Source organism: Streptomyces echinoruber (assembly GCF_014651135.1).
Lineage (GTDB): Bacteria > Actinomycetota > Actinomycetes > Streptomycetales > Streptomycetaceae > Streptomyces > Streptomyces echinoruber.
The window spans coordinates 34,451-47,187 of record NZ_BMWH01000015.1 but is presented as its reverse complement, the minus strand read 5'-3'; the positions used below and the strand labels follow the sequence as shown (position 1 = coordinate 47,187).

Below are 12,737 nucleotides of genomic sequence, written 5' to 3'. Positions count from 1 at the left end.
CCACCGAAGGGCAATAACAACATCCGCAATCAGCAAAGTCGGTACCTCCAGCCGCCTTTCATGCCACTCTCCGCCGCTCGGGACTGACGGCTGAAGCCGCTGAACCGGTGCGCGGCGGCCGCTGCCTTCCCACGGGTGGTTGGTGGGCGGGTCGGCAGGTCACCACCTCCCTGCACACCGGCCTGGCCCTGGACGCCCTGAAAAAGGCGCTCTGGAGGCGCCGTCACGCTGACGGCGACCTGCCCTGAAAACTAACCCATCCGTCGCCCACGAAGCCCGGGGCTTGATAGTCAGGGTCTGAATAAGCTGTCCGGAGACTCCAGATGTTGCGCGCAGAACTCGGCTCTTTGGGGCAGGATCGCCGCGTGGCCGAGTTGGACGCCGAGATCGGCGTACTGTGCACAACCTGACGGAAGGGATGGGCATGTCGGAAGCCGCGGGCGCTCGACTGTTCCGTGAAGCGTGGATCGCTGGAGTGCGCAAGTACTTCCCCGGCGAGCCGAAGCCGAGCTATGTGACTCCGTGGGAGGAGACGCCCGAGTGGGAGCGCGAGGCTGCCGGCGCCGTGTACGAGCAGGTGCGCCAGTTCCTCGAACTGAGCGGTGGGCACGCGTCCCGCCTGTCGCGCGAGCAGAAGGGGCGTTTCGTCGCGACGTGCTGGACCGCGCAGATGTACAAGCATTTCGAGGACCCCAAGCCGGCGTACGTGGCCGACTGGCCCGCTCTGCCGACGTGGCAGCAGGAGACTGACGCCGACATCTTCGAGGCCATCGCGACGTCCCTGGCCTGACCGGTCATGCGCGGCGCCCCGCTCCCTGGTCCTGGGAAGCGGGGCGCTGTGTGTCGGTAGCCGTCGGCCGACGGGCTGAGGGTGGAGGACCTGGACTCCGGAACTCCGGGCCCACGCTCTTGTCGGCGTTCATCGCCTTCCGCTTTCACGGACAAGAGACAGGGCCAAAACGGCTTCACACACCTGACTTGGGTCCATTACCCTGGACTCCGAAGTGCACCGTGCTGGACGAATTCCGAGTTGATGCCCGTGGACAGCCACCCCACCCCCGCGACCCCCGCCCCGCCGACGGCTCCCGCCCCGGCATCCCCGGCCGCGCCGAGCGGCGGCGCGCGCCGAGGGGGCGGTTCCCTCGGGCCGGTCGGTCTCGTCCTCGCCGGAGGCGTCTCCGTCCAGTTCGGCGGCGCCCTCGCCGTGACGCTGATGCCGCGGGCCGGTGCCCTCGGCGTGGTGGCCCTGCGGCTGTTCGTGGCCGCCGTCGTGCTGCTCGTGGCCTGCCGCCCCCGTCTGCGCGGCCACGCCCGCGCCGACTGGGGCACGGTCGTCGCCTTCGGCTTCGTCATGGGCGCCATGAACGGGCTCTTCTACCAGGCCATCGCCCGCATCCCGCTCGGCCCCGCCGTCACCCTGGAGGTGCTCGGCCCGCTCGCCCTGTCCGTCGTCACCTCCCGCCGCGCGATCAACGTGCTGTGGGCCGCGCTCGCCCTCGCCGGCGTCTTCCTGCTCAGCGGCGGCGGCTTCGGCGGCCTCGACCCGGTCGGCGTCGTCTTGGCGCTGGGCGCCGGCTGCATGTGGGCCGCGTACATCGTCTTCAGCGCCCGCACCGGCCGCCGCTTCCCTCAGGCCGACGGGCTCGCGCTCGCCATGACGGTCGCCGCCGTCGCCTTCCTGCCGCTGGGCGTCGCCGAGGCGGGCACCCGGCTCCTCGACCCGGTCACCCTCGGTCTGGGCGCCGGCGTGGCCTGCCTGTCCTCCGTCCTGCCCTACACCCTCGAGCTCCTCGCCCTGCGCCGCCTGCCCGCCGCCACCTTCGCCGTCCTGATGAGCCTGGAACCCGCCCTCGCCGCGACGGCCGGCTTCCTGGTCCTGGGCCAGTCCCTGTCCCCGGCCGAGGCCGTCGCCATCGCCCTGGTCATCGCGGCGAGCATGGGCGCGGTGCGGACGCAGGCGGGACGGGCGGGACAGGCGGGACGGGCCAAGGCGGTCGAGAAGGGTGCCGCGGACGCCACGGACGCCACGGAGGCCACGGAGGCCACGGAGGCCACGGAGGCCACGGAGGCCACGGAGGCCACGGACGCCCCGGGCGCCGCGGGCGCGGGCTGACGGTCCCGTCGGCAGCGACACCGGCTCCGGTACCGGCATACCGGCACCGGAGCCCGCGCGGGCATCCTTGCGGCCGGAAATCATGCAAGCACGCTTGCTTGTTTCCTGCCCCGCTGTCATGCTCCTCGGGCACCGCCCAGCACACCGCCGTGCCCGAGGGGAGCGCCCGTGTCCGATCCGACACGCGTGATCGACGATCTGCGCGGGGAGAGCGAGGAACTCGACCGGCTGGTGGGGGAGCTGGGGGAGGACGACTGGCGGCGGCCGACCCCCGCGCCCGGCTGGAGCGTCGCCCACCAGATCGCGCACCTGGCCTGGACCGACCGCGGCGCCCTGCTCGCGGTGACCGACCCGGGGGCCTTCCAGGAGCTGGCCGCGAAGGCGGCGGCCGCGCCCGGCACGTTCGTCGACGAGGGCGCCGAGGAAGGCACCGGACTGCCGCCCGGCCGGCTGCTCGCCCGCTGGCGTGCGGGGCGCGCCGCCCTGGAGGCCGCGCTGCGGGCGGCTCCGCCCGGCGTCCGTTTCCCCTGGTACGGCCCGCCCATGTCCGCCGCCTCCATGGCCTCCGCCCGCCTGATGGAGACCTGGGCCCACGGCCAGGACGTCGCCGACGCGCTCGGCGTCGTACGCGCCCCCACCGCCCGGCTCCGGCACGTCGTCCGCATCGGCGTGCGCGCCCGCGACTACGCCTTCCGCGCGCACGGGCTCACCCCGCCCGCCGAGGAGTTCCGCGTCGAGGTCACCGCGCCGGACGGCGAGCGGTGGGCGTACGGCCCCGAGGACGCCGCCCAGCGTGTCACCGGGCCCGCCCTCGACTTCTGCCTGCTGGTCACGCAGCGCGCCCACCGCGCCGACCTCGCCGTCCGCGCCGAGGGACCGGACGCCGAGCGGTGGCTGGACGTAGCGCAGGCCTTCGCGGGCCCGCCCGGCGCCGGCCGCCCGCCGAAAGGCTCCGCCGGCCCGCCCCAAGACGTCACCCGCCCACCGAAGGAGGCCACTCGCCCACCGGAGAAAGCCACCCGCCCACCGGAGAAAGCCACCCACCCGCCCAAGAGCACCACCCGCCCGCCCGAGAACGCGGCCGGCCCGCCCCAAGACGCCACCCGCCCACCCCAAGACGCCCCCCGCCCCCCAAAGGAGACCCCCCGGTGAGGCCCCTGCGCATAGGCAACGCCTCCGGCTTCTACGGCGACCGTTTCGACGCGATGCGCGAGATGCTCACCGGCGGTGACCTGGACGTCCTGACCGGCGACTACCTCGCCGAGCTGACCATGCTGATCCTGGGCCGCGACCGCCTGAAGGACCCCTCCGGCCCCTCCGCCGGGTACGCCCGCACCTTTCTGCGGCAACTGGAGGAGTGCCTGGGCCTGGCCCACGAGCGGGGCGTGCGGATCGTCACCAACGCCGGCGGCCTCAACCCGGCCGGGCTCGCCGGCGCCGTACGGGAGCTGGCCGGCCGGCTCGGGCTGCCGGTGCGGGTCGCGCACGTCGAGGGCGACGACCTCACCGCGCGCCACCCGGGCAGCCTCACCGCGCACGCCTACCTCGGCGGGTTCGGCATCGCCGCCTGCCTGCGGGCCGGCGCCGACGTGGTGGTCACCGGGCGGGTCACCGACGCGGCCCTGGTCACCGGTCCCGCCGCCGCGCACTTCGGCTGGGGGCCGGACGCGTACGACCGGCTCGCGGGCGCGGTCGTCGCCGGGCATGTGCTGGAGTGCGGCGCCCAGGCCACCGGCGGCAACTACGCCTTCTTCGGCGACGGCGACGTGCACCGCCCCGGCTTCCCGCTCGCCGAGGTCCACGCCGACGGCAGCAGCGTGATCGGCAAGCACCCCGGCACCGGCGGCTTCGTCGACACCGGCACGGTCACCGCGCAACTGCTGTACGAGACGGCGGGCGCCCGGTACGCGGGACCGGACGTCACCGCGCGTCTGGACACCGTACGGCTGCGCCAGGACGGGCCGGACCGGGTGCGGGTCGAGGGCGTGCGCGGCGAGCCGCCGCCTCCGACGCTCAAGGTCGGCCGCACCCGTCTGGGCGGCCACCGCAACGAGGTCGTCTTCGTCCTCACCGGTCTCGACATCGACGCCAAGGCCGCCCTGGTGAAACGGCAGATGGCGGACGCGCTCGCCAAGTCCCCGCCGGCCGAGGCGCGTTGGGAACTCGTGCGCACCGACCGGGCCGACGCCGGCACCGAGGAGACCGCCAGTGCGCTGCTGCGGCTCGTCGTACGGGACCGGGACGAGACGGTCGTGGGGCGGGCGCTGGGCGCGGCCGCGGTCGAGCTGGCGCTGGCCAGCTACCCCGGCTTCCACGTGCTCGCGCCGCCCGGGAAGGCCGCGCCCTACGGGGTGTTCGAGGCGGCGACCGTCCCCCAAGGAGCGGTCGACCACGTGGCCGTCCTGCCCGACGGCCGCCGTGTCCGCGTGGAGCCGCCCCCGGACACGCGGCCCCTGGCGGACGTACCGCCGCCGCTCCCGCCCGGTCCGCCGCCCCCCGGACCCACCCGCCGCGCCCCGCTCGGCCTGGTCGCCGGCGCCCGCAGCGGCGACAAGGGCGGCGACGCCAACGTCGGCGTGTGGGCCCGCACGGACGACGCCTGGCGCTGGCTCGCCCACACACTGACGGTGGACCGCTTCCGGGAGTTGATCCCGGAGAGCCGTGATCTCCCCGTCCACCGGCACCTGTTGCCGAACCTGCGCGCCCTGAACTTCGTCGTCGAGGGGCTCCTCGGCGACGGTGCCGCCGCCCGCCACCGTTTCGACCCGCAGGCCAAGGCCCTCGGCGAGTGGCTGCGCGCCCGCCACCTGGACATCCCGGAGGCCCTGCTGTGACGGTCCTGCCCTCCGCCCTCGACACCCGCTCCCCGGACTACCGCGCGCACCGCGAGGCCATGCTGGCCAAGCTCGAGGAGCTGGCCGCCGAGCACGCCAAGGCCCTCGCGGGCGGCGGCGAGACGTACGTGCGACGGCACCGCGCGCGCGGCAAGCTCCTGGCCCGCGAACGCGTCGAGCTGCTCCTCGACCCCGACACCCCGTTCCTGGAGCTGTCCCCGCTGGCCGCCTGGGGCAGCGACCACACGGTGGGCGCCTCCCTCGTCACCGGCATCGGCGTGGTGGCGGGCGTCGAGTGCGTCATCACCGCCAACGACCCCACCGTGCGTGGCGGCGCCAGCAACCCGTGGACGCTGAAGAAGGCCCTGCGCGCCAACGACATCGCCCTCGCCAACCGCCTGCCCTGCATCAACCTCGTGGAGTCCGGCGGCGCCGACCTGCCCTCCCAGAAGGAGATCTTCATCCCCGGCGGCGCCCTCTTCCGCGACCTGACCCGCCTGTCGGCCGCCGGCATCCCCACGATCGCCGTCGTCTTCGGCAACTCCACCGCCGGCGGCGCCTACGTCCCCGGCATGTCCGACCACGTGATCATGGTCAAGGAGCGGGCCAAGGTGTTCCTCGGCGGGCCGCCGCTGGTGAGGATGGCCACCGGCGAGGAGAGCGACGACGAGTCCCTCGGCGGCGCCGAGATGCACGCGCGCGTCTCCGGCCTCGCCGACCACTTCGCCGTCGACGAACACGACGCGCTCCGCCAGGCGCGGCGCGTCGTCGCCCGCCTCAACCACCGCAAGGCCCACCCCGATCCCCCCGCCGCCCAGCCGCCCCAGTACGACGCCGAAGAACTCCTGGGGATCGTCCCCGGCGACCTGAAGACCCCCTTCGACCCCCGCGAGGTCATCGCCCGCGTCGTCGACGCCTCCGACTTCGACGAGTTCAAGCCGCTGTACGGCACCAGCCTGGTCACCGGCTGGGCGGCCCTGCACGGCTACCCCGTCGGCATCCTCGCCAACGCCCAAGGTGTCCTGTTCAGCGCGGAGTCGCAGAAGGCCGCCCAGTTCATCCAGCTCGCCAACCAGCGCGACATCCCGCTGCTCTTCCTGCACAACACCACCGGCTACATGGTCGGCAGGGACTACGAACAGGGCGGCATCATCAAGCACGGCGCCATGATGATCAACGCGGTCGCCAACTCCCGCGTCCCGCACCTGTCCGTCCTCCTGGGCGCCTCCTACGGCGCCGGCCACTACGGCATGTGCGGCCGCGCCTACGACCCGCGCTTCCTGTTCTCCTGGCCCAGCGCCAAGTCCGCCGTCATGGGCCCGCAACAGCTCGCCGGCGTGCTGTCCCTCGTCGCCCGCCAGTCGGCCGCCGCGAAGGGGCAGCCGTACGACGAGGACGCGGACGCCACGCTGCGGGCCATGGTGGAGCGGCAGATCGAGGCCGAGTCCCTGCCGATGTTCCTGTCCGGGCGGCTGTACGACGACGGCGTCATCGACCCGCGCGACACCCGCACCGTCCTCGGCATCTGCCTCTCCGCGATCCACACCGCGCCCTACGAAGGCGCGCGCGGCGGCTTCGGCGTCTTCCGGATGTGAGGAACCCACGTGATCACGACACTCCTCGTCGCCAACCGGGGCGAGATCGCCTGCCGCATCTTCCGCACCTGCCGCGAGCTGGGCATCCGCACGGTCGCCGTGTTCTCCGACGCCGACGCCGGCGCCCTGCACACGCGCCTGGCCGACACGGCCGTACGACTGCCGGGCGCGGCGCCCGCCGAGACGTACCTGCGCGGCGACCTGGTCGTCGCCGCGGCGCTCACGGCCGGCGCCGACGCCGTGCACCCCGGCTACGGCTTCCTCGCCGAGCACGCCGGCTTCGCCCGCGCCGTGCGCCAGGCGGGCCTGACCTGGGTCGGGCCGCCCCCGCACGCCATCGAGGTCATGGCGTCCAAGACCCGCGCCAAGGAGCTGCTCGGCATCAAGCCCCTGCGCGAGGTCACCGAGGCCGACCTGCCGGTGCTGGTCAAGGCGGCCGCGGGCGGCGGCGGGCGCGGCATGCGCGTCGTGCGGCGACTGGCCGACCTGGACGCCGAACTGGCCGCCGCCCGCGCGGAGGCGGAGAGCGCCTTCGGCGACGGCGAGGTCTTCGTCGAGCCCTACCTGGAGGGCGGCCGGCACGTCGAGGTGCAGATCCTCGCCGACACCCACGGCACCGTGTGGGCCCTGGGCACCCGCGACTGCTCCCTGCAGCGCCGCCACCAGAAGGTGATCGAGGAGGCCCCGGCCCCCGGCCTCACCGAGGAGCTGCGCGCCGAGCTGTACGACACGGCCGTGCGCGCCGCCCGCGCCGTCGACTACACCGGCGCCGGCACCGTCGAGTTCCTCGTCGCCGGCGGCCGCGCCCACTTTTTGGAGATGAACACCCGCCTGCAGGTCGAACACCCCGTCACCGAGGCCGTGCACGGCCTGGACCTGGTCGCCTGGCAGGTGCGCGTCGCCGAGGGCCACGCCCTGGAGCCCGAGCCGCCGCGCGCGCGGGGCCACGCGGTCGAGGCCCGCCTGTACGCCGAGGACCCCGCCCGCGACTGGGCCCCGCAGACCGGCACCCTGCACCGCCTCGCCGTGCCCGGCGCCGTCCGCCTCGACACCGGCTACGCCGACGGCGACGAGATCGGCGTCCACTACGACCCGCTCGTCGCCAAGGTCGTCGCCCACGCCCCCACCCGCGCGGAGGCGGTCCGCGCGCTCGCCGACGCGCTGGAGCGGGCCGCGATCCACGGCCCGGTCACCAACCGGGACCTCCTCGTACGCTCCCTGCGGCACGAGGAGTTCACCTCCGGCCGCATGGACACCGGCTTCTACGACCGTCACCTCGCCGCCCTCACCGCCCCGCGGCCCGACCCGTACGCGCCCCTGGCCGCCGCCCTCGCCGACGCCTGCGGCCGCTCCCGCTTCGGCGGCTGGCGCAACCTGCCCTCCCAGCCGCAGGTCAAGCGGTACCTGATGGCCGGCGAGGAGCACGAGGTGCGCTACCGGCACACGCGCACCGGCCTCGCACCCGACGGCATGGACGGCATGCATGGCGTGGACGGCGTGGACGGCGTGCGGGTGGTGTCGGCCGACGCGCATCGGGTCGTCCTGGACGTGGCCGGCGTCCGGCGCGCCTACGACGTCTTCCGCCACGGCGACCGGGTGTGGGCCGGCACCACCGCCCTCACCGCCCTGCCTCGCTTCCCCGACCCGGCCGACCAGCAGGCCCCGGGCTCGCTGCTGGCCCCGATGCCCGGCACGGTCGTCCGGATCGCCGACGGCCTCGCCGCCGGAGCGCGGGTCCGGGCCGGCGAACCGCTGGTGTGGCTCGAGGCGATGAAGATGCAGCACCGCGTCGCGGCACCGGTCACGGGGACCCTCACGGCCCTCCCGGTGACCCCGGGACAGCAGGTCGAGGTCGGCGCGCTGCTGGCCGTCGTGGAGGAAGCCGTGGAGGAAGCCATGGAGGAAGTCGTGCAGGAAGTGGAGGAAGGAGCCCCATGACCACGCTCGTCGAGCCCGAGGAGCACAAGGCCCTGCGCGGCGCGGTGGCCGCGCTCGGCAGGCGCTACGGCCGCGACTACGCCACCCGCGTCGCCGCCGAGGGAACCTGGCCCAGTGAACTGTGGCTGGAGGCGGCCAAGTTGGGCTACCTCGGCGTCAACCTGCCGCAGGAGTACGGAGGCGGGGGCGGCGGCATCACGGAGCTGTCCCTCGTCCTGGAGGAACTCGGCGCCGCCGGCTGCCCGTTGCTGATGATGATCGTCTCCCCGGCGATCTGCGGCACGGTCATCGCCCGCTTCGGCACCGAGGAGCAGAAACGGCGGTGGCTGCCCGGCCTGGCCGACGGCACCCGCCTCATGGCCTTCGGCATCACCGAACCCGACGCCGGCTCCAACTCCCACCGCATCACCACCACCGCCCGCCGCGACGGCACCGACTGGCTGCTGACCGGGCGCAAGGTGTTCGTCTCCGGCGTCGACATCGCCGACGCCACCCTGATCGTGGGCCGCACCGCCGACGCCCGCACCGGACGGCTCAAGCCCTGCCTGTTCATCGTCCCGCGGGACGCGCGGGGCTTCACACGCCGCCGGATCGACATGGAACTGCACGCCGCGGAGAAGCAGTTCGAGCTGACCCTGGACGACGTACGGCTGCCCGCCGAGGCGCTCGTCGGCGACGAGGACGCCGGACTGCTGCAGCTCTTCGCCGGACTCAACCCCGAGCGGATCATGACGGCCGCCTTCGCGATCGGCATGGGCCGCCACGCGCTGTCCCGGGCCGTGCGGTACGCGCGCGAACGCACCGTCTGGAACACCCCCATCGGCGCCCACCAGGCCATCGCCCACCCGCTCGCGCAGGCGCACATCGACCTGGAACTGGCCCGCCTGATGATGCAGAAGGCGGCGCACCTGTACGACGCGGGGGACGACGCGGGCGCCGGCGAGGCCGCCAACATGGCCAAGTACGCGGCGGGGGAGGCCTGCGTGCGGGCCGTCGACCAGGCCGTGCACACCCTCGGCGGCAACGGCCTCACCCGCGAGTTCGGCCTCGCCTCACTGGTCACGGCGGCCCGCGTGGCCCGTATCGCCCCGGTGAGCCGGGAGATGATCCTCAACTACGTCTCCCACCAGACCCTCGGCCTGCCCAAGTCGTACTGACCCAAGTCGTACTGATCACCGCCCTGCCGGCCGCGCCCGAGGCGCGCGAGGAGGAACCGTGTTCCGCAGCGAGTACGCAGACGTTCCGCCCGTAGACCTGCCCATCCACGACGCCGTCCTCGGCCACGCCGCCCGGTTCGCGGACACCCCCGCACTCGTCGACGGCACCGACGGCACCACCCTGAGCTACGAGCAGGTGGACCGCTTCCACCGGCGCGTCGCCGCCGCGCTCGCCGAGGCCGGGGTGGCGAAGGGCGACGTGCTCGCCCTGCACAGCCCCAACACGGTGTTCTTCCCGATCGCGTTCTACGCCGCCACCCGCGCCGGCGCCTCGGTCACCACCGTGCACCCGCTGGCCACCGCCGAGGAGTTCGCCCGGCAGCTCGCCGACTCCGCCGCCCGCTGGATCATCACCGTCTCCCCGCTGCTGGAGACCGCGCGCCGGGCCGCGCGGAGCGCGGGCGGCGTCCGGGAGATCCTCGTGTGCGACACCGCGCCCGGACACCGGTCGCTGATCGACCTGCTCGCCTGCACCGCGCCCGAACCGGCCGTCGCCGTCGACCCGGCGCGGGACGTGGCCGCGCTGCCGTACTCCTCGGGCACCACCGGCACACCCAAGGGCGTGATGCTCACCCACCGGCAGATCGCCACCAACCTCGCCCAGCTCGAATCCGCGATCACCGCCGGCCCCGGCGACCGCATCCTCGCGGTGCTGCCGTTCTTCCACATCTACGGGCTGACCGCGCTGATGAACGCGCCCCTGCGCACGGGCGCCACCGTCGTCGTCCTGCCCCGCTTCGAGGTGGAGACGTTCCTCGCCGCCATCGAGCGCCACCGCATCACCGGCCTGTACGTGGCCCCGCCGATCGTCCTCACCCTCGCCAAGCACCCGCTGGTCACCACGTACGACCTGTCGTCGCTGCGGTACGTCGTCAGCGCCGCCGCACCCCTCGACGCCCGCCTGGCCGCCGCCTGCTCCGAGCGCCTGGGCGTCCCGCCCATCGGCCAGGCCTACGGCATGACCGAACTGTCCCCCGGCACCCACGTCGTCCCCCTCGACGCCCTGCACACCGCGCCCCCCGGCACCGTCGGCAAACTCATCGCCGGCACCGAGATGCGCATCGTCGCCCTCGACGACCCCGACCACGACCTCGGCCCCGGCGAGGCCGGCGAGATCCTCATCCGCGGCCCCCAGGTCATGAAGGGCTACCTGGGCCGCCCCGACGCCACCGCCGCCATGATCGACCCCGACGGCTGGCTGCACACCGGCGACGTCGGGTACGTCGACGCCGAGGGCTGGCTGTTCGTCGTCGACCGCGTCAAGGAACTCATCAAGTACAAGGGCTTCCAGGTCGCCCCCGCCGAACTCGAGGCCCTCCTGCTCGCCCACCCCGGCATCGCCGACGCCGCCGTCGTCGGCACCCGCGACGACGACGGCAACGAGATCCCGCACGCCTACGTCGTCCGCCGGCCCACCGCCGCGGACCTGACCGCCGGAGAGATCATGATGCACGTCGCCGAACGCGTCGCCCCCTACAAACGCGTCCGGCGGGTCACCTTCATCGACGCGGTGCCGCGGGCCGCCTCCGGCAAGATCCTCCGGCGACGGCTCCGGGAGCACGCGTGACCGGCCGCGACCCGCTCGTCCGCCGCACCCGCGCCCGCGGCGTGCAGACCCTCACCCTCGACGCGCCCGCCCGCCGCAACGCCCTCTCCGCGGCCCTCGTCGCCGACCTGGCCGACGCCCTCGCCGACTGCGCGCGGGACCCCGGCGTCCGCGCGGTCCTCCTCACCCACACCGGCACCACCTTCAGCGCCGGCGCCGACCTGACCGACCCGCCCGACCCCGACGCCCTGGTCGCGCTGCTGCGGCAGATCGTCGAACTGCCCCGGCCCGTCGTCGCCCGCGTCACCGGCCACGTCCGCGCCGGCGGCCTCGGCCTGCTCGCCGCCTGCGACCTCGCCGCCGCCTCCCACCGGGCCACCTTCGCCTTCACCGAGACCCGCATCGGCGTCGCCCCCGCCGTCGTCTCCCTCACCGTCCTGCCCCGCGCCGACCCCCGCGCCCTGGCCCGCTACTACCTCACCGGCGAACGCTTCGACGCCGCCGAGGCCGTCCGCACCGGCCTGCTGACCGCCGCGGGCGACGACGTGGACGCCGTACTCGACCCCGTCCTGGACGGCCTGCGGCGCAGCGCACCCGAGGCCCTGGCCGCGACGAAACGACTGCTCACGGCTAAGGTGCTGGAGACATTCGACCGGGACGCGGCCGACCTCACCGCGCTCTCGGCCCGGCTGTTCTCCTCCCCGCACGCCCGCGAGGGGATGACGGCCTTCCTCGAACGACGGGATCCGGCATGGGTGGTGTGAGCACGGCGGAACGCGACCGCGTCCCCAAGCAGGACCGCAGCCGCGTCACCCGGCAACGGCTGCTCCAGGCCGCCGTCGACTGCCTCGCCGAGCACGGCTGGGCCGGCTCCACCGTCGCCGTCGTCGCCGAACGCGCCGGCGTCTCCCGCGGCGCCGCCCAGCACCACTTCCCCACCCGCGAGGACCTCTTCACCGCCGCCGTCGAGTACGTCGCCGAACAGCGCTCCCACGCCCTGCGCGCCCTCTTCCCGCAGGGCACTCCCCGCCCGCAGGGCACCCCCCGCGGCGACCGCCGCGCCGTCGTCGCCGCCCTCGTCGGCCTCTACACCGGCCCCCTCTTCCGCGCCGCCCTCCACCTGTGGGTCGCCGCCTCCAACGAGGACCAGCTCCGCCCCCGCGTCACCGAACTGGAGACCCGCGTCGGCCGCGAGGCCCACCGCATCGCGGTCGAACTGCTGGGCGCCGACGAGAGCCGCCCCGGCGTCCGCGAGACCGTCCAGGGCCTGCTCGACATGGCCCGCGGCCTCGGCCTGGCCACCCTCCTCACCGACGACCGCGCCCGCCGCGAGCGGGTGGTGGACCAGTGGACGCGCATTGTCGAGGGCGTGCTGGACGCGCGGGGGGAGCAGCGGGATCAAGGGGATCAGGGGGACTGGAGAGGCCAGGGAAGCCGGAGAGACCGAAGAGACGAGGGGGACTGAGGACCGGCGAACCGGTGGACCGGTGGGTT

Annotated in this window: 9 protein-coding genes and 1 pseudogene; all 10 read left to right on the top strand. The window is 74.4% G+C overall.

Features of this window, described 5'->3' with window-relative positions; translation table 11 throughout:
* The first annotated feature begins 424 nt into the window (after positions 1–424).
* The 10 genes and pseudogenes from IE225_RS18190 to IE225_RS18145 all read left to right on the top strand — a co-directional run bounded on the left by IE225_RS18190 (position 425) and on the right by IE225_RS18145 (position 12,708).
* On the top strand, positions 425–790 hold the full coding sequence (locus IE225_RS18190; RefSeq protein ID WP_190058603.1) for a hypothetical protein: 366 nt from the start codon (positions 425–427) through the stop codon (positions 788–790).
* A 243-nt stretch (positions 791–1,033) separates the two neighbouring features.
* Complete coding sequence (locus tag IE225_RS18185; RefSeq protein ID WP_190058602.1) at positions 1,034–2,113, top strand: EamA family transporter; 1,080 nt, start codon at positions 1,034–1,036, stop codon at positions 2,111–2,113.
* Positions 2,114–2,281: 168 nt separating this feature from the next.
* Positions 2,282–3,067 (top strand): annotated as a pseudogene (locus tag IE225_RS18180) (TIGR03084 family metal-binding protein); the annotation flags it as partial.
* A gap of 194 nt (positions 3,068–3,261) precedes the next feature.
* Entirely contained in the window at positions 3,262–4,947 is a 1,686-nt protein-coding gene (locus IE225_RS18175; RefSeq protein ID WP_190058601.1) for an acyclic terpene utilization AtuA family protein, read from the top strand.
* A complete protein-coding gene (locus IE225_RS18170; protein ID WP_190058600.1) occupies positions 4,944–6,542 on the top strand; it encodes an acyl-CoA carboxylase subunit beta in 1,599 nt (532 codons plus the stop codon). Before IE225_RS18175 ends, IE225_RS18170 begins: the two co-directional genes overlap by 4 nt.
* A 9-nt stretch (positions 6,543–6,551) precedes the next feature.
* Entirely contained in the window at positions 6,552–8,480 is a 1,929-nt protein-coding gene (locus IE225_RS18165) for an acetyl/propionyl/methylcrotonyl-CoA carboxylase subunit alpha (protein ID WP_190058599.1), read from the top strand.
* Complete coding sequence (locus IE225_RS18160) at positions 8,477–9,637, top strand: acyl-CoA dehydrogenase family protein (RefSeq protein ID WP_190058598.1); 1,161 nt, start codon at positions 8,477–8,479, stop codon at positions 9,635–9,637. The genes IE225_RS18165 and IE225_RS18160 overlap by 4 nt, the downstream gene beginning before the upstream one ends.
* Before the next feature lie 58 nt (positions 9,638–9,695).
* Positions 9,696–11,264 carry a 4-coumarate--CoA ligase family protein gene (locus tag IE225_RS18155; RefSeq protein WP_190058597.1) on the top strand — a complete coding sequence of 523 codons (1,569 nt, stop codon included), beginning with the start codon at positions 9,696–9,698 and terminating at the stop codon, positions 11,262–11,264.
* Positions 11,261–12,007, top strand: a complete 747-nt coding sequence (locus IE225_RS18150) for an enoyl-CoA hydratase family protein (RefSeq protein ID WP_190058596.1) — start codon at positions 11,261–11,263, stop codon at positions 12,005–12,007. The genes IE225_RS18155 and IE225_RS18150 overlap by 4 nt, the downstream gene beginning before the upstream one ends.
* Positions 11,995–12,708, top strand: a complete 714-nt coding sequence (locus IE225_RS18145) for a TetR/AcrR family transcriptional regulator (protein WP_190058595.1) — start codon at positions 11,995–11,997, stop codon at positions 12,706–12,708. Before IE225_RS18150 ends, IE225_RS18145 begins: the two co-directional genes overlap by 13 nt.
* Positions 12,709–12,737: the final 29 nt, after the last annotated feature.